The 24,099-nt window shown below is 38.1% G+C and carries 24 protein-coding genes and 1 pseudogene; 14 read left to right on the top strand and 11 right to left on the bottom strand.

The window, feature by feature from the left end; all coding sequences use genetic code 11:
* Positions 1 to 62 precede the first annotated feature (62 nt).
* Complete coding sequence (locus ACFIK6_RS00125; protein WP_375677257.1) at positions 63 to 845, bottom strand: SURF1 family protein; 783 nt, start codon at positions 843 to 845, stop codon at positions 63 to 65.
* A gap of 298 nt (positions 846 to 1,143) precedes the next feature.
* On the opposite strand from ACFIK6_RS00125, the gene rpmB reads away from it, so the two are divergent.
* The 6 genes and pseudogenes from rpmB (at position 1,144) to ACFIK6_RS00095 (ending at position 4,707) form a co-directional block, all read left to right on the top strand.
* The gene (rpmB, locus tag ACFIK6_RS00120) at positions 1,144 to 1,461 is read left to right on the top strand and encodes a 50S ribosomal protein L28 (protein ID WP_375656928.1); all 318 of its coding nucleotides are present in this window, start codon (positions 1,144 to 1,146) and stop codon (positions 1,459 to 1,461) included.
* A 118-nt stretch (positions 1,462 to 1,579) separates the two neighbouring features.
* The gene (locus ACFIK6_RS00115) at positions 1,580 to 2,263 is read left to right on the top strand and encodes a VUT family protein (RefSeq protein WP_375656929.1); all 684 of its coding nucleotides are present in this window, start codon (positions 1,580 to 1,582) and stop codon (positions 2,261 to 2,263) included.
* A gap of 644 nt (positions 2,264 to 2,907) precedes the next feature.
* Positions 2,908 to 3,108, top strand: coding sequence for a DNA adenine methylase (locus ACFIK6_RS00110; protein ID WP_375641152.1), 201 nt, complete (start codon positions 2,908 to 2,910; stop codon positions 3,106 to 3,108).
* Positions 3,109 to 3,217: 109 nt separating this feature from the next.
* Complete coding sequence (locus tag ACFIK6_RS00105; RefSeq protein WP_375641150.1) at positions 3,218 to 3,592, top strand: DNA adenine methylase; 375 nt, start codon at positions 3,218 to 3,220, stop codon at positions 3,590 to 3,592.
* 91 nt (positions 3,593 to 3,683) lie between these two features.
* Positions 3,684 to 4,088, top strand: a complete 405-nt coding sequence (locus ACFIK6_RS00100) for a HaeIII family restriction endonuclease (protein WP_375677256.1) — start codon at positions 3,684 to 3,686, stop codon at positions 4,086 to 4,088.
* Positions 4,013 to 4,707 (top strand): annotated as a pseudogene (locus tag ACFIK6_RS00095) (HaeIII family restriction endonuclease). The gene ACFIK6_RS00100 and the pseudogene ACFIK6_RS00095 overlap by 76 nt, the downstream one beginning before the upstream one ends.
* 64 nt (positions 4,708 to 4,771) lie before the next feature.
* Here the strand turns inward: ACFIK6_RS00095 and cobT are convergent.
* The 3 genes from cobT to ACFIK6_RS00080 all read right to left on the bottom strand — a co-directional run bounded on the left by cobT (position 4,772) and on the right by ACFIK6_RS00080 (position 8,481).
* Positions 4,772 to 6,667 (bottom strand): cobaltochelatase subunit CobT, encoded by a 1,896-nt coding sequence (gene cobT, locus ACFIK6_RS00090; protein ID WP_375656930.1) that lies wholly within the window; start codon positions 6,665 to 6,667, stop codon positions 4,772 to 4,774.
* Between the two features lie 14 nt (positions 6,668 to 6,681).
* Positions 6,682 to 7,662 (bottom strand): cobaltochelatase subunit CobS, encoded by a 981-nt coding sequence (cobS, locus tag ACFIK6_RS00085; protein WP_375641144.1) that lies wholly within the window; start codon positions 7,660 to 7,662, stop codon positions 6,682 to 6,684.
* A gap of 198 nt (positions 7,663 to 7,860) precedes the next feature.
* Positions 7,861 to 8,481 (bottom strand): J domain-containing protein, encoded by a 621-nt coding sequence (locus ACFIK6_RS00080; protein WP_375641142.1) that lies wholly within the window; start codon positions 8,479 to 8,481, stop codon positions 7,861 to 7,863.
* A 125-nt stretch (positions 8,482 to 8,606) separates the two neighbouring features.
* Between ACFIK6_RS00080 and ACFIK6_RS00075 the strand changes: the two genes are divergently transcribed.
* A complete protein-coding gene (locus tag ACFIK6_RS00075; protein ID WP_273723281.1) occupies positions 8,607 to 8,879 on the top strand; it encodes a BolA family transcriptional regulator in 273 nt (90 codons plus the stop codon).
* 19 nt (positions 8,880 to 8,898) lie between these two features.
* Here the strand turns inward: ACFIK6_RS00075 and ACFIK6_RS00070 are convergent, their stop codons facing one another.
* Both ACFIK6_RS00070 and ACFIK6_RS00065 read right to left on the bottom strand, forming a co-directional pair.
* Positions 8,899 to 9,867 carry a tyrosine recombinase XerC gene (locus tag ACFIK6_RS00070; protein ID WP_375641140.1) on the bottom strand — a complete coding sequence of 323 codons (969 nt, stop codon included), beginning with the start codon at positions 9,865 to 9,867 and terminating at the stop codon, positions 8,899 to 8,901.
* A 3-nt stretch (positions 9,868 to 9,870) separates the two neighbouring features.
* The gene (locus tag ACFIK6_RS00065) at positions 9,871 to 10,692 is read right to left on the bottom strand and encodes a SapC family protein (RefSeq protein WP_273723284.1); all 822 of its coding nucleotides are present in this window, start codon (positions 10,690 to 10,692) and stop codon (positions 9,871 to 9,873) included.
* Between the two features lie 132 nt (positions 10,693 to 10,824).
* On the opposite strand from ACFIK6_RS00065, the gene rimM reads away from it, so the two are divergent.
* The 7 genes from rimM to ACFIK6_RS00030 all read left to right on the top strand — a co-directional run bounded on the left by rimM (position 10,825) and on the right by ACFIK6_RS00030 (position 16,943).
* On the top strand, positions 10,825 to 11,382 hold the full coding sequence (gene rimM / locus ACFIK6_RS00060) for a ribosome maturation factor RimM (protein ID WP_375641138.1): 558 nt from the start codon (positions 10,825 to 10,827) through the stop codon (positions 11,380 to 11,382).
* Between the two features lie 283 nt (positions 11,383 to 11,665).
* Positions 11,666 to 12,364: a tRNA (guanosine(37)-N1)-methyltransferase TrmD gene (trmD, locus tag ACFIK6_RS00055; protein WP_375641136.1), complete on the top strand. Its 699-nt coding sequence runs from the start codon at positions 11,666 to 11,668 to the stop codon at positions 12,362 to 12,364.
* A 209-nt stretch (positions 12,365 to 12,573) separates the two neighbouring features.
* Complete coding sequence (gene rplS, locus ACFIK6_RS00050; protein WP_375635295.1) at positions 12,574 to 13,014, top strand: 50S ribosomal protein L19; 441 nt, start codon at positions 12,574 to 12,576, stop codon at positions 13,012 to 13,014.
* A gap of 476 nt (positions 13,015 to 13,490) precedes the next feature.
* Positions 13,491 to 13,892: a succinate dehydrogenase, cytochrome b556 subunit gene (gene sdhC / locus ACFIK6_RS00045; protein ID WP_375656931.1), complete on the top strand. Its 402-nt coding sequence runs from the start codon at positions 13,491 to 13,493 to the stop codon at positions 13,890 to 13,892.
* 18 nt (positions 13,893 to 13,910) lie between these two features.
* Positions 13,911 to 14,297 (top strand): succinate dehydrogenase, hydrophobic membrane anchor protein, encoded by a 387-nt coding sequence (sdhD, locus tag ACFIK6_RS00040; protein WP_375625992.1) that lies wholly within the window; start codon positions 13,911 to 13,913, stop codon positions 14,295 to 14,297.
* Between the two features lie 6 nt (positions 14,298 to 14,303).
* Entirely contained in the window at positions 14,304 to 16,148 is a 1,845-nt protein-coding gene (sdhA, locus tag ACFIK6_RS00035) for a succinate dehydrogenase flavoprotein subunit (RefSeq protein WP_375626304.1), read from the top strand.
* Positions 16,149 to 16,163: 15 nt separating this feature from the next.
* Entirely contained in the window at positions 16,164 to 16,943 is a 780-nt protein-coding gene (locus ACFIK6_RS00030; protein ID WP_375641134.1) for a succinate dehydrogenase iron-sulfur subunit, read from the top strand.
* A 3,298-nt stretch (positions 16,944 to 20,241) separates the two neighbouring features.
* Here the strand turns inward: ACFIK6_RS00030 and virB11 are convergent.
* Genes virB11 through ACFIK6_RS00005 form a run of 5 tightly spaced genes read right to left on the bottom strand, consistent with a single transcriptional unit; the run spans position 20,242 to position 24,096 of the window.
* Positions 20,242 to 21,303 (bottom strand): P-type DNA transfer ATPase VirB11, encoded by a 1,062-nt coding sequence (gene virB11 / locus ACFIK6_RS00025; RefSeq protein ID WP_375641132.1) that lies wholly within the window; start codon positions 21,301 to 21,303, stop codon positions 20,242 to 20,244.
* Entirely contained in the window at positions 21,278 to 22,435 is a 1,158-nt protein-coding gene (virB10, locus tag ACFIK6_RS00020) for a type IV secretion system protein VirB10 (RefSeq protein WP_375641130.1), read from the bottom strand. The genes virB11 and virB10 overlap by 26 nt, the downstream gene beginning before the upstream one ends.
* Positions 22,435 to 23,241 (bottom strand): P-type conjugative transfer protein VirB9, encoded by an 807-nt coding sequence (gene virB9 / locus ACFIK6_RS00015; RefSeq protein ID WP_375606008.1) that lies wholly within the window; start codon positions 23,239 to 23,241, stop codon positions 22,435 to 22,437. Before virB9 ends, virB10 begins: the two co-directional genes overlap by 1 nt.
* 13 nt (positions 23,242 to 23,254) lie before the next feature.
* Positions 23,255 to 23,956, bottom strand: a complete 702-nt coding sequence (locus ACFIK6_RS00010) for a virB8 family protein (protein WP_375641128.1) — start codon at positions 23,954 to 23,956, stop codon at positions 23,255 to 23,257.
* Positions 23,953 to 24,096 (bottom strand): hypothetical protein, encoded by a 144-nt coding sequence (locus ACFIK6_RS00005; RefSeq protein WP_015857026.1) that lies wholly within the window; start codon positions 24,094 to 24,096, stop codon positions 23,953 to 23,955. The genes ACFIK6_RS00010 and ACFIK6_RS00005 overlap by 4 nt, the downstream gene beginning before the upstream one ends.
* Positions 24,097 to 24,099: the final 3 nt, after the last annotated feature.

The raw sequence follows: 24,099 nt of genomic DNA, 5'->3' as shown, positions 1-24,099 counted from the left end.
TTCTCTTTATCAGTTTTCAAGATTTTAAAAATTTTTGTTACTTGAGATGGAAGAGGTCTTTTTTAGTTTTTTTGCCGTAGCAGAAAAAGAAAAGCTCCTAATACACCAGCCGCTAAAATAAACCACGTGATTGCATAAACGAGATGATTATTTCGAAAATGGATAATCGTAAGACCAGTGACGGGAAGGTTTGCTTGTGGAGATGTTTTTCTGGCATCAATGAAATAAGGGGCAACAGTGGACAAACCAAGTTTTTGTGCCATAGCGGGGAGATCGCGCGTATACCATAAATTTTTGTCAGGATTATTTTTACGTGGGAAAAAACCATTTTTTTCACTCATGCGCAATAAACCTATAATCGTTGTTTGTTCTGTGTCCGTGGTCGAATTTCGCTGAGATGAGGCATTTGTATACGATTGCTCTGAGTTTTGAAAATTGTTACGTTCATCCATGGGGATAAAGCCACGGTTGATAAAAATCAGTGTATTATCAGCAGTTTGTAAAGGAGTCAAAACCCAATAGCCTGTAGTATTTTGAGCGGCTGCAGTGACTAAAATATTTTTGTCTGTTAAAAATTTTCCTGTGATAACAACAGGTTGATATTCATTTTTTTCAAAAGTAATATCTGACCATTGATTTTTTAGGGGGGCTTTTATGGGGGGCAAATGAATGCGCTGATTGGCACTGGTGATAAGATTTGTTTTCCAGTTTAACCGTTGTACTTGCCATATACCTAATGCGCTGAAGAGAAGAAAAAAACAAATACATAAAGTTCCAAACAAAAAAGAAGAAAAACAGCAAGATTTTCCCTGAAGCTTTGTCATGGGAGGCTCTTTTTTGCTCATGATTTATGCTTCCTTTCGGGACAATAGGTTTTTATTCTAACATAGTATGTATTTAAAAAAAACGTTTTGTACGCTTTTTGGCAGAATTTGCACGCCTTAATTGAGAAAAAAGATGAAGAATAAGCCCGTAAGAGATGAAAAAGGTTTTATAAAAGACTTGACCTTTTGTTGTCGACCCCCTATTAGAAAGAGACTTCCCAATGATGCCCGTTCAAGGTTGCATTGTGCGTTTTTTGCGTTCATTGTGTCTTTTGGGTATGGGGATTTGAAAGTTTCTTAGAGTTTAAGGGTGAAGTTTATGTCTCGTGCATGTGAATTGACAGGGAAGACGGTTCTGTATGGTAATAATGTTAGCCATGCAAATAATAAGACTCGGCGTCGTTTTTTACCAAATCTTTGCAATGTGACATTGATTTCAGAAGTGTTACAGCAAAGTTACCGCTTGCGCATTTCAGCAAATGCGTTGCGTTCTGTTGAGCATCGTGGGGGCCTTGATGCTTTTTTGGTCAAAGCAGACGATAAAGAGTTGTCGCAACGTGCGCGTTTGCTAAAACGACAAATCATTAAGAAAAAAGCTGAGCAAGAAGATGGGCAAAAGGCTGAACAAGCAGCGTAATTGTTAGCGCCATTCTTTTTGGTTTATTGACGCTTTCATTCCGGTTTTCTGTTCTGGAAGTTAAGTTTTTTCAGGTTGATTGTTTTATTTTATTGGTTCCGTATTCTAGGTTGAAAAAATGCCCCCAAGCAGTCTTTTACGAGAACAGCAAAAGAAGAGGTATATTGTTTTTTCTATTTTAGCAATGTGCCTTGCTGTCACTGCTTCTAATATTTTTGTTCAATATCCTGTCTATTGGTTTGATTTAAATGAGCTGTTGACTTATGGGGCTTTTACCTATCCATTTGCTTTTCTGATCAATGATTTGACCAATCGTTTTTATGGTCCATCTGCTGCGCGGCGTGTGGTTTATGCTGGTTTTTTTGCGGGCGTCTTTGTTTCTTGGATATTGGCAACACCACGGCTTGCACTTGCTTCTAGTTTTGCATTTTTATTTGGGCAACTCCTTGATATTGTTGTTTTTACTCCTTTGCGACGTAAAACATGGTGGAAAGCACCTTTAGCAGCAGCGTTGGTTGGTTCGGCTTTGGATACAGTGCTGTTTTTTGCTCTTGCTTTTTCTAGCTCTTTTGCTGTTCTTGATAAGATAACAGGCTATGCTGATAGTTCACTGGTGGAGAGTACTGTTTTGGGAGGGGTAGGCATGCCAGTTTGGCTCTCGCTTGCTTTTGGTGATTTTTCGGTAAAAATTATTATGAGCCTGTTTATGTTGATTCCTTATGGAACAATTCTTAATATTGTAAAGCTTCCTCTTTATCAAAGTCATTCAAAGGATGATTCTTCTTTTGTTTGTAACAAATAATGATCTTTGTTCTTTTGTTTTGCTAAAGAAGAGGGGGGCGTTATGTCCTCTAAGGGCAGAATTTGAGCGGATTTATAAGAAGTATTTTGATTCTTTTCTCAAGTGGTGTTTATCCATACATCATCTATACTTATAATGTGTAGGGAAGCGGTTTTGACTGATTCAGTATGAGATAAAGGCATCTTATCAGTATTAAAAACAGATAATAAAGCTCTTATAAAGGACCCAAAATGTCTTGTTAAGAATTGTGATTTCTTCCTTATGATTATTTGAGTTATAAGAAACTTGGTTCTTATAAAGGAAAAAACATTTCGATATACATTTGGGTAGTATATAAATAGAAAAATAAATACCAATGGTATCAAGTCCTTTTTGACGGTTTTAATACTGGTATTTATCATTATTTTAGGAACAAACGTTTGTGCAGATATGTTAATGAATTTATCATTTGTTATAATGCGATCTCTGTAGAATTTGGCAAACGCTTCGAGTATTTATTTTAGATAATTGTAGGTTAGAAAATGCGATACTTGGAGCTGATAGTATGAACAAAATGATAAATCAAAGAGATCATACAGAGGCTTTATTTGATAATTTGGTATTAACTTCCTTGAAAAAACAGAGAGAGACTAGGGAGTTACCCATTGTCAAATCACCTCTTCGTTATCCGAGGGAAAAGTCGTGCTGTTCCTATGATTATTAATAACTATATAAGGAAACGGAAAACTTTATGTTCTCCTTTTGTAGGAGGTGGTTCAATTGAATTAACCTTAGCAAAAAGAGGAACAAGGGTTTATGCTTATGATGCTTTTAAGCTGCATGCTATTTTGGGGCAGATACTTTAGAGAGATGCTTCAGCTCTTGCATAAAAAGTGAGAGAATATGAAGATATGACTCCCGCAATGTTTTATAATCTCCAAAAAACTTTTGGGAATATTAAAAATCAATTAGAGATTGCTGCCGTTTTTTCTTACTCTTAATCGCTCTTCTTTTTCCGGAACAACACTTTCTGGCGGTATGTCTCCAGGACACTCCCGATTCAATTATCGTTCTATTGAACGGCTTAAAGATTTTAAGATTGAAAATTTTACAGTGGAACACAGAGATTTTACAGAAAGTATTCCTAAACACTTTAACGATTTTCTTTATTGTGATCCTCCATATCTTATTAATCAAAAACTTTACGGTCAAAAAGGCGATAAACATCATTCTTTTGATCATCAAGCTCTTGCTGAACTTTTGAGAAAGCATCACAGATGGGTTTTATCTTATAATGATTGTGTGGAAGTTGGAGAACTTTATAAAGGACATACAATACTTAAATCCTGAATGGACTTACGGTATGGGAAACAATAAAAAATCAAATGAACTCGTAATTTTGAGTAAGGATTTTTAGGAAATTGCATGAATCAGATAGAAAATGGAAAAGCCTTTGAATTGCTTTGTCATGGGTTTTAAAAAAGCGACAAAGGCTTCTATAGAATTTAACTCGTCCTTTCAAATAGCGGAGTCTTTTTATAATTTATTTAATGATACTGAAAAAAGGCTTTTAAATCTTGCTTCTATTGAAGCAGCTGTTTTCTTACAGTTACATGATAAAAATATTAGAAACACGAAAACTATTGTTCTTCAGGAAGATTCTGTTGGGATCAAAGGAGATGTCCGTGATATTATTTTAAAAGTTCCTGAAAATCACATTGGTATTTCTGCAAAACATAATCATATTTCTTACAGTTACATGATAAAAATATTAGAAACACGAAAACTATTGTTCTTCAGGAAGATTCTGTTGGGATCAAAGGAGATGTCCGTGATATTATTTTAAAAGTTCCTGAAAATCACATTGGTATTTCTGCAAAACATAATCATAGCGCTATCAAACATCCTCGCCTTTCCAGTAAAATAGATTTTGGTAAAGAATGGACAGGTTATTCTTGTAGCAGCGTTTATTTTAATGAAATTAAACCTATTTTTGATTATTTAGCAGAGCTCAGAGATAAGAAGATGTTCTTTAGAGATATAGAGAATAAAGACAGCAGAGTTTATCTTCCAATCCTAGAAGCTTTTTCTAAAGAACTTCAAAGGCTTTGTTTAGATTATCAAGATAAATTTGTGAAGTTATTGTTTCAGTATGTTATAGGTTCTTATGATTTTATAAGATTATGATAGATACAAGATCTAAACAAAAACGGGTTATTATTCAGTCTTTTAATTTGAATGGCACTCTGGGATATGGTCGTAAATGGAAAATTCCAAGCAAAATTTTATCAGTTGCACTAAAACCAGAAAGTAAAAACAAACTCGTTATAATTTTTGAAGATGGTTGGAGTACTTCTTTTAGAATTCATAATGCATCCAGTAAAGTAGAAGCTTCTTTAAAGTTCGATATTCAATTTGTGGGATTATCTTCTCAGGTTGTTAGTCATCAAATTCTGATGGTTTAATGCCGATGGTTTAATGATAGAGATAATTTTTTAAAATGTAGCTGTTGGCTGTTTCAAGGCAGATTTATTTCTTATGAATATGAGGCTTTTTATCACTAAAAAGTATTTCTAATTGTTTTGTTATGGCGTCGGCAAGTTCTTCAGCATTCATAATTGTTACAGCACGTTGATAATAACGTGTGACGTCATGACCAATTCCAATGGCAATGAGTTCGATGGGGGAGTGTGTTTGGATTTCTTGAATCACTGCGCGTAAGTGTTTTTCTAGATAATTGCTGGAGTTGACCGATAGTGTCGAATCATCAACAGGAGCACCATCAGAAATGACCATGAGGATGCGACGTTGTTCACGCCGCGATAAAAGACGTTGATGAGCCCAAATTAAAGCTTCTCCGTCGATATTTTCTTTTAATAATCCTTCTTGCATCATCAAACCTAAATTGCGTCGTGCGCGACGCCATGGGGTATCAGCACTTTTATAGATGATATGGCATAAATCATTGAGGCGTCCAGGATTGTGGGATTTGTTTTGGGTAAGCCATTGTTCTCGCGATTTTCCTCCTTTCCAAGTTTTAGTGGTAAAACCTAAAATTTCAACTTTGACACTACAACGTTCAAGAGTTTGTGCCAAAATATCAGCACAGCTTGCGGCAACGCTAATGGGGCGTCCGCGCATTGAGCCAGAATTATCAATGAGAAGTGAAACAACCGTGTCCCGAAATTTGGTGTTGCTTTCCATTTTAAAAGAAAGGGGTTGCATGGGATCAATAATTAGACGTGGAAGCCGTGCTGGATCAAGATATCCTTCTTCAAGGTCAAAGCTCCAGTTGCGATTTTGTTGCGCCATCAAGCGGCGCTGGAGACGGTTTGCTAAACGTCCAACGATGTTTTGAAGATGATTGATTTGCTTATCAAGATAACGGCGTAAGTGATCTAACTCGTTTTCAGAACAAAAATCTGTTGCTTCCAAAATTTCATCAAATTGACGGGTGAAGATTTTATAATTGCCAAGTCTTTCCATTTGTTCCGAATCGGAAAAAAGGCGTTTGGGTCTGCTCGGCTTTTCTTGCCAAGGTCCATTTTTTTGCTCGCCGTCAGCTTGATCATTGTTGTTTGATTGTGTCGCTTGTGTTTTTCCGTCGTCTTGCACATCACTTTCTTGTTCAGTGCTGGTTTGTTTTTCACTTTGAGCGTGTTTTTTGTTTTTACTCTCTTCTTCTTCTTGGTCTTGAGGTTCACATTCGTTTTTTAATTTTTTATTGTTTTCACTGTTAGAAGCTTCAGCTTGTTGCACTGTCATTTTGAGTGTAGCAAGCATCTGGCGAACAATCTGTGCAAAAGCTTGTTGGTTGTAAATATGATGAGTGAGTTCATCGAGTTCTGCTGCTGCTTTTTGTTCGAGTTCTTGACGCCACAATTCTAAGACAGGACCTGCTTCTCTTGGAGCTGTGCGCTTTGTTATTTTTTCACGCAATAAAAGTGCAATCGCTTCTTGGATGGGGGCTTCACTTTGGTTGCTAATTTTATGATAATGGGCTCTTTTGTATTTATCGGCGAGCATGACATCAAGATTTTTTGCAAGCCCCTCCATGGCTAAAGTGCCAATTGCTTCGACACGTGTTTGTTCGAGGGCATCAAAGACAGCACGTGCTTCTGATTCTAGTGGAGCAAATTGCATGTGAATGCGGTTATCATGCCATGCTTTGCGTAGAGCCATGGAATCACCTAATCCGCGGGTAATGGTGATGTCTTTATTCGTTGCGTATTGAGGTAATTCTGGTAAACGCGCACAACTTTCGCTTAAAGATGGTCGGTTATGACTAAAGGAAACTTCAAGGTTTTTTGTGCCTGCAATTGCACGCATACAGGTGGAAAGTGCTTTTTTTAAAGCTTCAGCATTAAGAGTGTTTTTGGAAGAGTCCTTTGCCAGATTTTTGTTGTCGCCAATATCGGTAGCCATGAGTGACAGATTCCTTAAGGCGAAACACCATGAATGAGTGATTCGGGAAGCTCTTGTCCAAAGGCGCGTTGATAAAATTCTGCAACAGTGGCACGTTCGAGTTCATCACATTTATTGAGAAAGGTTAATCGGAAGGCAAAGCCGACATCTTGAAAAATTGTTGTATTTTCTGCCCAAGTAATGACGGTACGTGGACTCATGACAGTTGAAAGATCTCCATTGATAAAAGATTGGCGTACCATATCAGCAACATGAACCATTTGTGAAATTGTCTTTTTCCCCTCAGCCGTTTGAAAAGATTTGACCTTTGAACAAATGATATTAACCTCTTTATCATGGGGTAAATAATTGAGTATTGTAACAATAGACCAACGGTCCATTTGAGCTTGATTGATCTGTTGGGTACCATGATAGAGACCGGTTGTATCACCAAGACCAATGGTGTTTGCTGTTGCAAAAAGACGAAAGGCTGGATGTGGAGAGATGACACGGCTTTGATCAAGTAAGCTTAGTTTTCCAGAGGTTTCAAGAACGCGCTGGATGACAAACATAACATCGGGACGCCCCGCGTCATATTCGTCGAAAACAAGAGCAATATTATTTTGATAAGCCCATGGCAAAATGCCTTCTTTAAATTCAGTGATTTGTAAGCCATCTTTTAAAACGATAGCGTCTTTTCCTACAAGATCGATACGACTTACATGACTATCGAGATTAATGCGGACACAAGGCCAGTTGAGGCGTGCAGCAACTTGTTCAATATGTGTTGATTTCCCTGTACCGTGATAGCCAGAAACCATTACACGACGGTTAAAGGTAAAACCTGCGAGAATCGCTAAAGTTGTTTGCTGATCAAAAAGATAATCGGGATCGATATCAGGGACATGGGGGGTTTTTGTGCTAAAAGCAGGGACTTTCAGATCTGTTTCAATATGAAATAGATCGCGAGCACAAAGTGTAATATCGGGCAAATTTTCAAGGTTAAGATTTGTCATTGTGTTTCTGGAAGGGAGAGGACGCTATTTATTCATTAGAAACGATACAAGAGTTAGAGTATTTATGCAATGCTCTATAATGAAAGCCTTAGATATTGAAGGAAGATTTTTACGTATTCTATAATGTTTTGCAAAAAATAATATCTTGCGCAAATAATGGTGGTCTAAATGAAAATAGGCTCATACAAGCGCGTATTTTTAGCACAAACCAGACTTTTTTAGCAAATTATAAGCATGTAAAACATCACGAAAGCGCTCTTCTGAAGCACGATTACCACCATTGGAATCGGGATGGTGCTTTTTTACCAACTCTTTATATTTCATTTTGATGTCTTCTGCTGAAGCGTTTGCCTGTAGACCCAGTGTATCAAAAGCTTTTGCTTCTAAGGGCTTTAATTTTCGTGAGAAATTATTGCTTGAATGCCGCTCAGTGAGAAGCGTGAAGGGATCGCGCATGCGATTTTGATAGGCAGCTGTTCCAGAGCGAATCTTTGCATAATTAGCGGCTGTTTTTCTCGATGTACCATTGCTCAGATCTGTAGGCCATGTCGGACGATGTCCTGTGAGAGCATCCTTTTGAAATTTTGCGATATCTTTATTGCTAAGACCAGAGAAGTAATTAAAATTTTTATTATAGGCGCGTACGTGTTCAATACAGAAATATAAATATTGTCCTTCGTGATTTCGACCTGCGGGTGCTTTATGGGACCCTGTTTTTTCACAACCTTCCCACTGGCACTGTTGCGCTTCTGGCTCAGCTTTTTGTTTTTTATTTGAGCTTATGCGAATTGAATCGAATAATTTAGATGTTATTGTCATATCCTTGGTTTATGCAAAATTGATTAATTTTACAAGAATTGACTTTTAAAAAATTTGTTTTCACACTTAATTTTATTATGAAAAAGGGGTACTTTTGCACGTTCATTTTGTTTGAGGAATGAAAAATGTTTATAGAAACAATAATAAAGAGAAAGCTTCAGGATGCTTTTCATCCGCAAAAGCTTGAAGTGATTAACGAAAGTCATCTTCATGAGGGGCATCGTCATAATGAACATGCTTTTGATGGTAAAGGAGAAACACATTTTCGAGTGAAAATTTTATCTTCTTCTTTTTCCAATATGACACGCGTAGAAATACATCGAGCGATTTATAAAGTTTTACAAGAAGAGTTAGCTACTTGTGTCCATGCTTTGGCGCTTGAGGTTGAGACACTCTAATTTTTTTGATGAGACGTTTTTAGGAACGGGGATGGGCCTTTTGATAAATTTTTAACAAATGGTCTGTATCGACATGGGTATAGATTTGTGTGGTGGAAAGACTAGCGTGCCCAAGAAGTTCTTGAATCGTGCGCAAATCTCCCCCCCGTGATAAAAGATGGGTGGCAAAAGAATGGCGCAGTGTGTGAGGCGTTGCAGTTTCTGGTAAACCAAGGCTTGCTCGTAAGTTGCGTACAGTTTTCTGAATAATGGCGGGTTGTAGAGGACCGCCTCGCACTCCGCGAAATATGGGTTGGTTATCTCTTAAAGGATATGGGCAACATTTGAGATAATTTTGTACAGCTTCGTAAACAATTTTTATGAGAGGAACAAGGCGTGTTTTGCCGCCTTTTCCTGTGATAAATAAACTTGTTTTTTCAGGATCAGAAAATTGTTCTGGTGTGAGGCTTAAGGCTTCTGATATTCGCATTCCACAGCCATAGAGAAGCATGAGGACAGCCGCATTACGAGCACTAATCCAAGGTTCATTTTCTAGTTGGTTTTCTTGTTTGACTATGTGAAGTGCTGATTTGATCGCTAAAGGTTTTGGGAGCGATCTTGGGTGTTTGGGGCTTCGGATAAGTTGAGCCGCGGGAACATTGACGATACCTTCGCGTGATAGGTACTTGAAAAAAGAACGTATGCCTGCCACTCCGCGGCTTAAAGAGCGAGCACTTACATTGTTTGTACGCCGATAAGCAAGATAAGCACGCAAGTCACTGATGCGTAAATGAGCAAGATCTGTAAGGGTTGGTATATGGCTTAAGTGTTGACAGAGAAAAGACAAAAATTGCCGCGTATCACGTTCATAGGCTTGCACTGTTTGTGCCGACATACGACGTGTTTGGATGAGACACTCTAACCAATTTTTCCTTGCGTTTAAAATTGCATGGTCTGCTGGAATGAGAGGAATATTTTTATCTTTTCTCTTGTCGTTTTTGATAGGCATTATCTAGTTGAGGGTTTCTTTCTTTTTAGATTTTTCATCGTTAGAATGACCATTCTTGTTTTGGGGTTCCTCTTCACGATTGATAATCTGCTTTTCACCTTTGAGAGAGAGTATTTTCAAGAGATTGTGCGTTGACATCAAATGCGCAAAAATTAATCCTAAAAAGCCATTTTTATGAAGTTTAGCAAGTTGGCTTGCTGATAATTTATTCAATTTTTCTTCATCAACAACCCAAAAATGTTCCAACTGCGCTGAGAGACCTTTATCGTTTTTCACATTGATGGATTTTTGGCTTAGAAGATCCATTTCCACAAGAGCATCAATAAACTCAGAGGTTTTCTCCATGGCTATTTTAAAACTTTCAAGAAAACGAATACGTTCTTCCATAAAAGGAGAAATAGAGCCGTCGGAATTAAAAAGTTCTGTTCCTGCAACTTCATTAAACATACCTGACTGTTGATCAAAGCAAACAGAAAGTTCTTTTTCATTACTAATTTGTGCTAGAACAAAAGGATAGCGACGGACAAAAGCAGGGACATAAGTATTGGTTTTCCAACTTTTATCAGAAGCGATATAGTCATTTTCGTCATTAGAAAGACCGACAAGAGCCGCGGATGTGTAGTGCCGTTTTTTTTGTTCATCTTCGGCGCACATAAATAAAATAGGATAGTCTAGTGCTGCTTGAAAATACTCAGTACTTGCTAAAGGAACCCAGTGAGTATCCTTGGCAAAAGACATATCACTTGGAGGAGCAAATTTTAGATTTTTATGGGAAACTTTGTTGATTGGCGTGATATCTTTGTAAAATAGCATAATATTTGCCATAAGACTTTCTCCTTTATTAATTTGTTTTTGTTACCAAGAAAGGTCTTTTAGAAGATTGTCTCATATGGCAACAAGATTGAATAGAAAACTATAAGATTGAAGGGTTCATTTTTGAGAGATAATATCTTTTTCATGAAGTATAATAAAGAAAAGCTTAAAAATAAAGTCTATCTTGCCATTATTGGTATGCCTCATGGTATAAAAGGAGATGTTTTTGTTAAAATTCTAAGTGCTGAGCCACAGCGTTTCAAGTCTTACAGCACTCTTTATGATGATATGGGGCGTTCTTATGAAATTGTAACTCTTCGCATACAAAAAAATAAGGCGATTGTACATTTTAAAGGGGTAGAAAATCGTAATGCGGCTGAGTCTTTAAAAGGTATTCGCCTTTATGTGACGCGTGATCAATTAATTGATGATTTGATGGAGGATGAGTTTTATCAAGTTGATTTAATAGGCTTGTGTGTTCAAGATTGTGGGGGAAAAATCTTAGGTGAAGTGTGTGGTTTCTTTAATTTCGGGGCTGGTGATTTGCTTGAAATACGTTTGAATACGGGTAAAAAAGTTCTTATTCCCTTTAGTAAGGCGGCGGTACCAGAAATTTGTATGGATTCTGGTTTTCTTGTTGTTGATCCCATGGCAGCTGGTTTAAGTGATGGGGGAGACAATGATAAAAAGGAAATAGCTTGAATCTAAAAATAAAGATGAAGGTAAAAAATAACAGACGAATTTCGTCAATAAAAAGTGGAAAGTGTGGAAATATTAAAAATGCACTTTTGAGCGGATATTTTAAGCACTTTATCTCGAGATAGTCCTGAATTTTTAGAGTCTTTTTTAGTGCAAGTATTTAGAAGGATCGTATTAAATATGGCCATATCAAGGAGATTCAATTTAACGCTATAGCGTTAAATATTTTGTTTGTGCTCTTTTTACTATTGAAAGTCTGTTTAAGAAAATAAGGATGAGAAATAAAATGAAGTTTCAGGCGCGCGTTTTAACCCTTTATCCTGAAATGTTTCCTGGTCTTTTAGGGTATTCTTTAGCAGGGCAGGCTTTAGAGCGCGGAATTTGGTCACTGGAGACGGTGCAGATTAGGGATTTTGCTTTGGATAAACATCATAGCGTTGATGATACACCTGCTGGTGGGGGGGCTGGTATGGTGATGCGGGCGGATGTATTGGCGGCTGCTCTTGACTGTTGTCCACAGGATTCGCCAAGATTGTTGATGAGTCCACGTGGGCGCCCTTTTGACCAAGCTTATGCGCATAGCTTGGCTCGTGATAGGGGTGTAACGTTAGTTTGTGGACGTTTTGAAGGGGTTGATGAGCGAGTCATAGAAGCGCGAGAATTAGAAGAAGTCTCTATTGGTGATTATATTCTTTCAGGGGGTGAAACAGCCGCATTGGTTATCTTAGATGCTGTTATACGTCTTCTGCCTGGAGTGATGGGAAATGCAGCTTCTGCGAAGAGTGAAAGTTTTGAAAATGGCTTGCTGGAACATCCGCAATATACACGTCCTTCTCTTTTCGAAGGGCGGGGTATTCCGCCTGTGTTGCTCTCAGGTCATCACAAAGCGATCGCAGATTGGCGTCAAAGTCAAGCCGAATTGTTAACACGTCAACGTCGCCCTGATCTTTATGCGCGTTATGATAAAAATCATCAGAAAACTTGATTCATATGATAAGGTGGTGTATTGCATGGCTCTCTTTTTAGAGAGTTTTTTATAAAAGGTTTTCTGTAGTTCCAGAATTAAAATGAAGGAATGGTGTATTCGCTCCTGTGTAAGGCATAGCCTAAAGAGCTCCTTATTCTTAATAAAGGCTTTTTTGGTAAGAGTTGAGCGCTCTGACTGTTTGATAAAGAACATGAAGGATAAAAGAAATGAATATTATCGCACAACTTGAAGCTGAACAATGTGCAAAAATTGAAGAAAAGCGCCAATTTCCAGCCTTTCAGCCAGGAGATACAGTCCGTGTCATGGTGCGTGTGACGGAAGGTACGCGGACGCGTGTTCAGGCTTATGAAGGTGTTTGTATTGCCCGTTCAGGCGGTGGGTTGAATGAGACCTTTACAGTACGCAAGATTTCTTATGGTGAAGGGGTGGAACGGGTATTTCCTGTTTATTCTCCGTTGATTGAAGGTGTTGAGCTGGTGCGCCGTGGTAAAGTGCGCCGTGCAAAACTCTATTATCTTCGTGGTTTGAGAGGTAAAGCTGCGCGTATCGCTGAAAAGAGAGATTATCGGAAAAAAGCTGAAAAGGTTGTTGAGAAAGTAGAAGCAGCAGCTGTAAGCACAGATGTTGAAAAGCAAGTTGCTGAGTAGAGATTATATCGGCTAAACTTTATGCAAAAGCGGCTTTTATGCCGCTTATTTGTGTCTTTCGTGATTCGTTTTGTCTTTTAAAAGGCTTAGAGGGGACATAAAAATGTTTAATCTATCATTTTTGCCTCGTTTTATTCTTAATCATGGGGTTAATTTAAGATATCGTTGCATATATCGTGGATCCTCAAAAAGATAGGTTTAATCTGGAAAAATTCCTATTTTATATTTGAGAAAAGATGTTAGACCTTTGACGTGAAGATAAAATTGTATTAGATTAAAGCAAGTTTTGCGGATTATATCCGTGGAGCAATCGGTTTTTTTTATGCGTGACCTTTAATCCGTTATTTGAGACAACCGACCTGTAATATTGGTATCTTAAGATGCCAAACAAGTAAAAACGAGATAATATATTTAGTCGTTTTATGCGAATTTTCTCGTTCATTGCGGTTGCAGTAAAAACCAGGTCAGGATATTTTATGACAGAGACAACTAGGATAAAAGAGCGCCCTCGTTCCCCTCATATAAGTATTTATCGTTGGACAATTACTATGGCTATGTCCATTGCGCATCGCATTACAGGTATAGCACTTTATGTTGGAATGGTCTTTCTTGCTGTTTGGTTAATTGCTATTGCGTGTGGGGAGGAGGCATTCAGAACGGTTCACGAGATTTATAGTTCTTGGTTTGGATTGTGTATCTTGTTTCTTTATACTTTGGCAGGGGTTCATCACATGGTTGGTGGTGTTCGCCACATTGTTTGGGATCTGAAGCCTTGCCTTTTGGCAAAAGAAAAGGCAACAGTCACTGCTTGGGCGACAGTATTTATTTCTCTTATTGTTACTTTTGCGATTTGGATTATTGGATATACCGTTGTTTAGCTGGGGGTGAAAAGAGATATGAAAAAAGATTTTCGAACGGAACTTGGAAAAGTACGGGGGCGTGGCAGTGCTCATGAAGGAACAGAGCATTTTTGGCTAGAACGTTTGACAGGGTTTATCAATCTACCACTTTTGATATTTTTTATTGTTCTTATTCTTTCGCTTGTGGGAAAGGACTATAGCATTGTGCGTGCAAGACTTGCACATCCTATTGTTGCTATTTTGATGGGATTGATGACTTTTTCGGTCCTTTATTATATGAAACTTGGTATGCAGGTGGTGATTGAAGATTATATTCCACGTGAAGGTTTCCGGATATTCTTTTTGACGTTAAATATTTCATTTTGTTTTCTCATAGGTGGTATCATTATTTTTTCTCTTTTGAAAATTGCATTAGGGGGTTAAACAAGTATGGCGGGTACAGGATCATCTCTGGGCGCTAAAGCAGGTAACGCCCCTTATCGCACTGTAGATCATAAATTTGATGTTGTTGTTGTTGGGGCAGGTGGTGCAGGATTACGTGCAACGCTTGGTATGGCGGAACAAGGATTAAAGACAGCTTGTATCACGAAGGTTTTTCCAACTCGCTCGCACACGGTTGCAGCACAAGGGGGGATTGCTGCATCGCTTTCAAATATGGGACCTGACAATTGGCAGTGGCATTTATATGATACCGTGAAAGGTTCTGATTGGTTGGGTGATACCGATGCAATGGAGTATTTGGTGCGTAATGCACCTGCTGCTGTCTACGAATTAGAACATTATGGCGTTCCTTTTTCGCGGACGCAAGAAGGCAAAATTTATCAACGTCCGTTTGGTGGACATACGACACAATTTGGTGAAGGTCCACCTGTTCAGCGTACTTGTGCAGCAGCTGATCGTACAGGCCATGCCATTTTGCATACGCTTTATGGACAAAGCTTAAAGCATAATGCGCAATTTTTTATTGAATATTTTGCACTCGATCTCATCATGACGGATGGGGTTTGTACGGGGGTTGTGGCATGGAATCTCGATGATGGTACAATACATCGTTTTTCTGCCAAAATGGTTGTTCTTGCAACCGGTGGTTATGGACGGGCTTATTTTTCCGCGACATCGGCGCATACCTGTACAGGTGATGGTGGTGGAATGATCGCACGTGCTGGATTGCCACTTCAGGATATGGAGTTTGTGCAATTTCATCCTACAGGGATTTACGGTTCTGGCTGCTTAATTACAGAAGGAGCTCGTGGTGAAGGAGGCTATTTAATCAATTCTGAAGGTGAACGCTTTATGGAGCGCTATGCACCCTCCTTTAAGGATTTGGCTTCACGTGACTTGGTTTCGCGTTGTATCACACTTGAAATTCGTGAAGGACGTGGTGTTGGACCTAAGAAGGACCATATTCATTTGGTTCTCAACCATATTGATCCTGCAATCTTGCACGAGCGTTTACCGGGAATTTCGGAATCAGCACGGATTTTTGCGGGTGTGGATGTAACAAAAGAGCCTATCCCTATCTTGCCAACGGTTCATTATAATATGGGTGGGATTCCTACCAATTACTACGGAGAAGTTCTCAACCCAACGGCTGATTCGCCTGATCGTATTCAACCAGGGCTGATGGCGGTAGGAGAAGCAGGATGTGCTTCTGTTCATGGGGCTAATCGCTTGGGGTCAAATTCATTAATTGATCTTGTGGTGTTTGGTCGTGCTGCTGCCATTCGCGCAGGTGAAGTTATTGATCGGAATGCAGAAATTCCACCCATCAATGAAGAAGCTGTTGACGAAATTATAGCGCGTTTTGATCGTTTACGTTTTGCACAAGGGGCGATACCGACTGCTCTATTGCGTGAAAAAATGCAACGTACGATGCAAGAAGATGCGGCAGTGTTCCGTACAGAAGATTCTTTACAACAAGGATGTCAACGGATGAATAAAATCTGGGGGGAATTGTCTGACCTCAAAGTTACAGATCGCTCGTTGATATGGAATTCTGATTTGGTTGAAACGTTAGAGCTTGAAAATCTCATGGCGAATGCAATCACGACTGTTCATTCTGCACAAGCCCGTTTAGAAAGCCGTGGCGCTCATGCTCGTGAAGATTATCCGGAACGTGATGATAAAAATTGGCGTAAACATACGCTTTCACATTTGTCAAAAGAAGGTAAGGTGACGTTATCATATCGACCTGTTCATGTGGACCCGTTAACATCTGAAGCTGATGGTGGGATCGATTTAAAGCGCATTGCACCTAAAAAACGGGTTTATTAAGGGGAGACACGAATTATGGTACAAATTAAGCTTCCCAAAAACTCTCAAGTAAAACCGGGGAAGGTTTGGCCTAAACCTGAAGGTGCGACAAAGCTGACAGAATTTCAGGTTTACCGTTGGTCGCCTGATGATGAGAATAATCCTCGTCTGGATACTTATTATGTAGATCGTTCTGCTTGTGGTCCAATGATTCTTGATGGGCTTTTGTTTATTAAAAACCATATTGATCCAACTTTGACACTTCGTCGATCTTGCCGTGAGGGCATCTGTGGTTCATGTGCGATGAATATTGATGGAACCAATACATTGGCTTGTACCAAAGGGATGGATGATGTAAAACACCCCATTAAAGTCTATCCTTTGCCTTCCATGCCGGTTGTTAAAGATTTGGTTCCTGACTTGAATCGCTTTTATGCGCAACACCGAGTTATTGAGCCTTGGTTGCAAACAGTTTCTCCTGAACCTGCAAAAGAATGGTTACAAAGTCACTCCGATCGTCAAAAAATCGATGGCCTTTATGAGTGTATTTTGTGTGCGTGTTGTCAGACTTCATGTCCAAGTTATTGGTGGAATGGTGATCGTTATTTGGGCCCCGCTGTTTTGCTTCAAGCTTATCGCTGGATTGCGGATTCACGTGATGAGATGTGTGGTGAACGTCTTGATAATTTAGAAGATCCTTTCCGCCTTTATCGTTGCCATACGATTATGAATTGTGCGCAAACTTGTCCAAAGGGATTAAATCCAGCGAAAGCGATTGCTGAAATTAAAAAACTCATGGTTGAACGCCGCCTTTGAAAATTTACTGATTGATGAAAATAAAGCGCAAGGTAGAAAGTTGGATCTCCTTTTAGCAATTAAATCTCTAAAAGAAGATCGGCTGTTTATAAGGGTGCAGTAGCTATAATCATTCTAAAAGCGAAGTAATCTCTAAAAACTAACCAATCCTTGTAGGAGCAATCCTTGCAATGGCTGAGCAGAAAACTCATAATTGAATGTTATCTTTGAAAATTAGCCGATTAACGAACAGTAAAAAGAAAAACAGAAAATTATGTGTGTTTTTTGTGCCTCTTGAGGTTTAATCTCTAAAATTTATTGGCTTCTATGAAGCGGTTACCATAGTTATTATTACCTTTAAAAAGGCATTAGTATTTTGGGAAAACTATACTTTAAATAGCGTTCTATGTAAAAACAATAAAATCAATATGCCATGTGTTTTTATTTTTATTAAATTCGTATCAGAATTTTTATTTTAATGCAGATTCAATTAATCATTTTTTATAAAAAAGATAACTCTGTATAAATAGAGCACAAAAAATAAATGCTGATACGAATATTATAACGTATGTAAATTATTCAAATGAAATACAAAGAAGTGGTCATTATGACAGTTCGTCATTTTACGACACATTTATTATAATATCGAAAACATTGCTAATATTCAGGGATTAGGAATTTTTGATAAAATCATTATAAATATTTAAAGGTCATATTTTTTATTTTAAAGATTGGATTGTTAATCGCATTAAAAAACAAAATTTATAGTTCTCAAAATGGAGAATGTAAAATCCCTATCTATTGTAGAGATAGACCATACAGTTAAGGGGGCAGTAATTTAAAATTATTGCAACGTCATAGATTTAAATTCATTAAAGAGCAGATAAGATGTTTGAAAAAATATCAAATTTATAGTTTTTTCTAAAAATTTAGAAAACGGTAGTGAGAATTCTAAAAACACGTGTTGCAAATGTGGAATAAGCGATGTTTATAGGTTCGTTTGAGTTGAATAAATTCAATTATCAAAGAAAACATGTTGTATTTTGATGAGTTTCATAGGTTTTGATTTTATATGTTTTATCTATAAAAAATAGAGATTTCTAGGTTTAGATCTTATTTATTATGTTAGAGTATTTCATTTTTTCTTGTATGTCTTCTTAAGAAAGTTATTTAAGCAGTAAAAGTGTTTTTTATTTTTCAGCATAAAAGATATTTCTTAACATGAAAGAGAGGTGCCCAAGTATTAACGGTATAATCGGTCATTGTTTTGGTATTTATTCTGTTGTGCCGTAAAACATTATCGTATTTAGGACGTGGTAATTAAAGTGGTTAGAAGGTGAAATCTGCTAGGCGAGGAGGCGAATAATTTGCAGATCAGTGCGTATTAAGAGGCTTTGTCCTTTGAGATGTGGTAGGTGGAGTCTGCTAGCCAATTACGTAAACGAGAGTGAAATCTACATGGACAGGTTTTTAGTCTAATCTCTCTTATATATTGTGATAGGAAATTCACGTTAATAAGGACCACGACTGGTTGCAGAAAAAAGAAATCATTGCGAAAAAACAAGCGTGCTTGTTTTAAAATTTTTAATGCTTCTGATCATAAGGGTACGTGAAAATCTCTTATAGTATTATAGTATCATGCAGATCTTTCATATTCTCGAGTCAAGAATTGTTCATATATCCCCTTCAATTTAATTTTCACGAATTGATGCAAGAGATGGGTACGAAACCTGTAAGAATAAGCAGACACAAAGTCAGTTGTATCATTATTGTTGCTTTGCAGAGTGTTTGATAAAAATCTGTAACATTTCTCCAACTCATTGCCGGATTATTAATGATTTTATGGCGTTGTTTTTCTAAAAGAGCTTTTGCTGTTGCAGCTTTTATCTAGCAGATGGGAGTTAAGAATATTAGGTATCTTTCTGTTGGTGTAATCTCTGAAACCGGTATACAGTCTTCTAATTTAGGGAGAATATGAAGCTGTAGAGATGCAAACCAGTTTCCATTTTTGCCGTTATTTTTAGTTCAGTTTTATAACTTTCAAAAACGTCTAGAGTAATGTCTTTTAAATAATAGAGATTACTCATTGCTTCACGTTTTTGTTTCTCTCGTTTTTTAATAAGATCACAACCCTTATGCAAAAACAGAATGCTCCAAACAAAATACACTTGGCTTGTCAATTTACGCACTTGTTTTTAAGAAACCTTTCTTTAAGGTGCCCAAGCTCATTTCACGACAGAGTTCGTGGATGGTATAATGGTAAAGCCCCGTTGAATAATATAAAATTTATAGAGCATCTCTATCTTTACACTTCATAAAAGAGCAAGCTGGGCGCCATTAGACACTTTGCCAATTCCCAATGTTACGAACATTTTGGCATTTGGGATGGTTTATAAGAGGCATTTTTAGTGCTTTTTTATACAGTTTCATTCTACACGGCTTTATTTACTTGGAATGTGCAAGAGACATGGTTTTGGTTAATAAACAGCTTTGAAATGAGAGAATCCTACGGTACTAAGATCTTTTATCTAACACGCAAAATAATGAACACTCTTTATAAATCAATGTGATGCATCTTAAGAAGTGGGATTTTAAATCTGTGCTTTTAGGAATTTTCGCTTTTTGAGGTGCAGAGAAGAGGGCAGGAATATTTAGAGTAGAGCTTACCTGTGTAGTCTATGGATATCGTCTTTAGGGTGGGGACATAAGCCACGTGATATGGTTAGCAAAGCTTGCTTAAGAGAAATTTGGTTGTTTACGAACAGCCGGAGGTTAAGAATCTTTCTTCGTTCGAAGAAGACATTGATATACCACTATACTTTTTATTACCAAATAGAATGTGGTTTATGGATACTAAATCGAAATGATAGTTTATTTCATATGAGGTTTTCCGTATCTGGAGATTGTTTGGTTAAAAAACATATTTATTAATCATTTGAAAATAGCACTTAGAATTTTTAAACGATAAGTTTTGGTCTTGATGACGATAATTATTTGTGATGATCAAAAGTACCTATTTTACGAGGCTTTCATTGATAGGCGAATCAAAATTTATTCTTTTCTTTTTTGCATCAAACATACCTTTATCAAAAGATAAATGGAAAAAATGATTAAAGGTAAGAGAATAGAGAGAGCCTTATGTATAATTTGGTTTTCTCGTAAAGTTGTTGTCTATTAACTTTTTTCTTTTTTTATTCATGAAGAGTGTAGAAAATGCATTGGAGAAGCAAAGAGAATAGGGAAAGTTAAATAAATAGCCGTAACAATTGGTTACGGCTATTTATTGTTTGCATCATATTATCGAGAGAAGAAGCTCCTTTTAAGCGATTTTTGATTTAGCAAAAATCGGGTCGTAAAAGACTTCAGAGAGTTTTCTATCTTTAAAGAACAACACTACGTCAACCGTTGTATAGAGAACGATTTTTATCATCTCTAACTCGAGTTGCCGGCCAACTTCTGATCTTTTAATCAAGGTGGCACATCGCTCAAATGTCTGCAAAGCGCTGTTGGCATGCGTTGTTGTAATCGATCCGGGATGACCAGTGTTGAGTGAATTGAGATATTCCCATGCCTCATTGCCTCGCAATTCAGCGAGAAAAATTCGGTCGGGTGATTGACGCATACACGCATCTAGGCATTCTTCAGCTGAAACACGGCCTACATTGCTACCATAAATCATATGTACATGATTGGGATGATTGGGTAGAAAAAGCTCATGAACATCTTCAATTGTGATAATACGCTCTTCTACAGGAACCTTTTCAATTAAAGAGCGAGCAAATGTTGTTTTACCAGATCCTGTCTTGCCTGCAATAATAATGTTGCGTTTATGAAGGACGCATTCTTGTAAAAATTCAAGAATTTTTCCATCACGTTTATGTTGCAAGAGTTCAACTTCAAATGGTTCCAACCTTGTGAAGTCCTGCTTCGATAACAAGTTATTTGCTTCTTTTTTTGAAGGTTTGTTAAAACTTACGTCAGAGAAATTATCAAATGCACCTTCTTCTTTGAGTTCTTCTAACGTCTTAACTATAAGAGAATGTTTACGAATCACAAAGGAAAGAGCACCATCAACGACAGCTGGCGTTTGTATGATTGTACCACGTTGTCCACCAGGCAATAGCACATAATTAATACTTCTGGGAGCCATACCGTTATAAACGATAATAGCTGTAATGAGCGTTTGCAAAAAATTGGTTGTTAACTCTGGTACGCTATGTACTTGCCAACCCTTAAAGCTTTTCGTCCATACTTCACAGGGGCGGCAAATCGATAATTCAGTGATCGTGGGATCTTCTAAGAAACAATCAAGCGGTTGTAGAAGCTGAGAAACAGCTTGATCTTTCTGTATCGGGTTAACGTGTGACAAGACTGTAGACATTGCTGAAATCCAAATCACGAGCAACAAAAATATTTACTCGTTCACCTTGGTTTTTGTAAAGTGTTGGTGTGATATTGATGGAATTTTGAATAAAATCGATTGCTATAGATTCAGCATTCTGATTACCTTTATTTTGTGAGTTCTCTTTATTTTCTTTGCTGCTTTTACTAACTTTGCCTCTTACCCATTCTCCTAAATCACCGATAATGCTTACCATAATTGCACTACCAAATCTCTCCCAAAAGTGTCTGTCAACCCATCCACCAATACCCGCTTCCCCCAGAGGACCCGTGCCGGGTGAGTCAAGATTGACAACAACACCAGAAGGTGTTTCGATGCGTAACCACTGAACAAACACACGCGTTTGTCCTTGTTGTATGCCACTTTGGTAAAAACCAACGACTTTAGAACCACGGTCAAGCAAAACAACTCGACCACTTGTGGAATAAATATCGCGTGTTAAATGACACGTCGTCATTCCAGGTTGTGATGTAATGATCTTTGTTTCTAACGTGCAATCTATTTGCGTTCCTTGCGTAATCAAAAAGTCACGGTTACGAAGTTGCGCCGCATGTGATTGACCTAAACGCACGGGCTGAAGGTTATCAAATAATGCGCCATTACCTCTATCATTATTCGATGCTTTATTACTTGTATCTGTAGATCCTTCGCTACCGCCGCTGTTAAGGCTAGAACTAAGCATACGTTTGCGTGCTAATTCTTCAGAATCTTGGAGCATATGTGGAGGAATGGCTGTTTGAAGAAGCTTACTCAAGGCCGGTGGAATATCTAGGCTTGAATCTTCTATTTGTGTTGATTTCTCTGCTTCTTCTACAGGCTTTGGCTCTTCTATAATCCGAGGGACGTAGTTTGGTATAATTTGCTGTACTATTTGTTGTGGGTTTTCTTCCTCAACTTCCACAGTATTACGCATTTTAAAAGCTTTCCAAGTCAAGGCAATCGGTATCGCTACTATGACAATAAGTCCTACCATTAACAATGCACGGGTACCTGGAATTGTTGGACGACGTTCAGAACCTAGTTCCGACCCTCCATAGGTACCTTCAATATGTTTTTGCTCGACGTTATCGAGTTTTGTACTTTTTCCCTCTCCTTCCTTATTGTCAAACATCATTTTCCTCCTTTATTGATACGATAAACCACCGAAGATACTGTCCCTGTTGTGTTTGGTACACCATTGGGGTCATAGGCTTCATTAAAAACAGCTAGAGCACGTTTACCAAGTCGTATGAGCCATTTAGGATTGACCTTATGAACGGCGATAATATCATTAGAACTGCCGATAACGGTGCGTGGTATTAAGCTTTCATTTCCTTCAGCATCTACGACATAAATCGATGGCATATCCATGTTAGCGGGAAATTTGAAGTAAGTAATACGCCCATTGTCCCAAGCATTTATCGGAGCAATATCTTGGTGACCGCTCATGGTGTAACTGAGATTATAGCCGTTGACGCTTTGGTGAAAACCACGCTCAATCGCAAGGCGTCGGTTGTTTTCTTCCGACTTTTCATCATTTGAATCGGGATAATGGAAAGCTAATTCATATGTTGATCCCGCACGGTCATTTCGAAATTGTAGTCGGAATTTGTAACTCCGTTTGTCAGTTACAACGATGAGATTCGTATTAGCGAGTTCTGCTTTTGGTTTAATAAAAATATGCCGCCCTTTATGAGCAAAGGCATAGGCTTCCGAATCGCCAAAGGCATGAGTGATATACTGTTCACCTTCTTCAAGAATAATATGTGTTGCCACACCAAGAACTGTTTCAATTTGAACCACATCGGCTTCGTTATATGTTATATAGCGAATGCGGTGATCATATTGTGAATTTGATGGGCTTTTGAGCGCCTGCACAGGTACCGTATAAAGAGAAGAAAACGAAGACAATAGAACAACGAATGCAAGTTTTTTCATAACAATCAATTCCTTAATCATTCAACAGGACTTCCGGATCAGAACGGTAACTTGTCACTTGAAAACCAAGGGGGTTAAGCAATCGATCAGATGATTTCATAGGTGCACCAACATAGGTGTAACCAATTGTTGCAATTTGGTGTTGTTTTGGTCCAGTAGCAGCACCGTTGCTGTCATGTTGCTGCGTTGTAAAACGTACAGTTGCTTGACCAAGCCCATTAGGCTGGATTGATCGTACTTTTACAGCGATACGTGCTTTGTTGGAAAGCACTTTATCTCGTGCATTTTCTCCATCATAGATTTTATAGTATTCTTGTTGAACAGATGCCGCACTTAAAAGTGCTGTTGTGTCATAATTCAGTTGAATGGTATCATAGTCGTAAGTTTCGCGGTTAAGCACATATTGGTTTAGCCAATATCTATCTACAACTTCACCATAGCTGGTCTCGTGTTCACGCATGATTGAGATAACATCAACTGCACCCGTCGTATTATCAACGCGCAATACTAAAGGTGTTGGAGCTGGTTGAGAAAATCCAACGACTCCACATATCATACCGAATAAGCCAAAAAGACCAACAGTACTTGCTACACGCCATGCCGTTCTACGCGACCTTATAAATTCATTTATAAGATCACGTTCTAAGCCACGGCTTTCTTCATAATAACTTCTAAGTTGTTCGGCTTTCACTGGTTTTGCTTGTTTTGTTTTCATCTGTCTCCTCGCTTAATTTCGGCAGGGATTGTTTTATTAATAGGCACACGGTTCCTATCATTAGGCTGTTTTAGCTTTGGTGCTAATGCACAAGCCGATAAAAGGTTTGCAATCAAAATTACAAGAATGATATTTTTCATTTT

Source organism: Bartonella sp. AS69XJJH, assembly GCF_042195585.1.
In the GTDB taxonomy this organism is placed as follows: Bacteria; Pseudomonadota; Alphaproteobacteria; order Rhizobiales; family Rhizobiaceae; genus Bartonella.
This window is presented reverse-complemented; position numbering and strand designations above follow the sequence as displayed.

What these genes read in the sequence shown, in the direction of transcription:
- ACFIK6_RS00125 (WP_375677257.1), bottom strand. Translation starts at nt 845, where the DNA reads ATGAGCAAAAAAGAGCCTCCCATGACAAAGCTTCAGGGAAAATCTTGC.
- rpmB (WP_375656928.1), top strand. Translation starts at nt 1,144, where the DNA reads ATGTCTCGTGCATGTGAATTGACAGGGAAGACGGTTCTGTATGGTAAT.
- ACFIK6_RS00115 (WP_375656929.1), top strand. Translation starts at nt 1,580, where the DNA reads ATGCCCCCAAGCAGTCTTTTACGAGAACAGCAAAAGAAGAGGTATATT.
- ACFIK6_RS00100 (WP_375677256.1), top strand. Translation starts at nt 3,684, where the DNA reads ATGGAAAAGCCTTTGAATTGCTTTGTCATGGGTTTTAAAAAAGCGACA.
- cobT (WP_375656930.1), bottom strand. Translation starts at nt 6,667, where the DNA reads ATGGCTACCGATATTGGCGACAACAAAAATCTGGCAAAGGACTCTTCC.
- cobS (WP_375641144.1), bottom strand. Translation starts at nt 7,662, where the DNA reads ATGACAAATCTTAACCTTGAAAATTTGCCCGATATTACACTTTGTGCT.
- ACFIK6_RS00080 (WP_375641142.1), bottom strand. Translation starts at nt 8,481, where the DNA reads ATGACAATAACATCTAAATTATTCGATTCAATTCGCATAAGCTCAAAT.
- ACFIK6_RS00075 (WP_273723281.1), top strand. Translation starts at nt 8,607, where the DNA reads ATGTTTATAGAAACAATAATAAAGAGAAAGCTTCAGGATGCTTTTCAT.
- ACFIK6_RS00070 (WP_375641140.1), bottom strand. Translation starts at nt 9,867, where the DNA reads ATGCCTATCAAAAACGACAAGAGAAAAGATAAAAATATTCCTCTCATT.
- ACFIK6_RS00065 (WP_273723284.1), bottom strand. Translation starts at nt 10,692, where the DNA reads ATGGCAAATATTATGCTATTTTACAAAGATATCACGCCAATCAACAAA.
- rimM (WP_375641138.1), top strand. Translation starts at nt 10,825, where the DNA reads ATGAAGTATAATAAAGAAAAGCTTAAAAATAAAGTCTATCTTGCCATT.
- trmD (WP_375641136.1), top strand. Translation starts at nt 11,666, where the DNA reads ATGAAGTTTCAGGCGCGCGTTTTAACCCTTTATCCTGAAATGTTTCCT.
- rplS (WP_375635295.1), top strand. Translation starts at nt 12,574, where the DNA reads ATGAATATTATCGCACAACTTGAAGCTGAACAATGTGCAAAAATTGAA.
- sdhC (WP_375656931.1), top strand. Translation starts at nt 13,491, where the DNA reads ATGACAGAGACAACTAGGATAAAAGAGCGCCCTCGTTCCCCTCATATA.
- sdhD (WP_375625992.1), top strand. Translation starts at nt 13,911, where the DNA reads ATGAAAAAAGATTTTCGAACGGAACTTGGAAAAGTACGGGGGCGTGGC.
- sdhA (WP_375626304.1), top strand. Translation starts at nt 14,304, where the DNA reads ATGGCGGGTACAGGATCATCTCTGGGCGCTAAAGCAGGTAACGCCCCT.
- ACFIK6_RS00030 (WP_375641134.1), top strand. Translation starts at nt 16,164, where the DNA reads ATGGTACAAATTAAGCTTCCCAAAAACTCTCAAGTAAAACCGGGGAAG.
- virB11 (WP_375641132.1), bottom strand. Translation starts at nt 21,303, where the DNA reads ATGTCTACAGTCTTGTCACACGTTAACCCGATACAGAAAGATCAAGCT.
- virB10 (WP_375641130.1), bottom strand. Translation starts at nt 22,435, where the DNA reads ATGTTTGACAATAAGGAAGGAGAGGGAAAAAGTACAAAACTCGATAAC.
- virB9 (WP_375606008.1), bottom strand. Translation starts at nt 23,241, where the DNA reads ATGAAAAAACTTGCATTCGTTGTTCTATTGTCTTCGTTTTCTTCTCTT.
- ACFIK6_RS00010 (WP_375641128.1), bottom strand. Translation starts at nt 23,956, where the DNA reads ATGAAAACAAAACAAGCAAAACCAGTGAAAGCCGAACAACTTAGAAGT.
- ACFIK6_RS00005 (WP_015857026.1), bottom strand. Translation starts at nt 24,096, where the DNA reads ATGAAAAATATCATTCTTGTAATTTTGATTGCAAACCTTTTATCGGCT.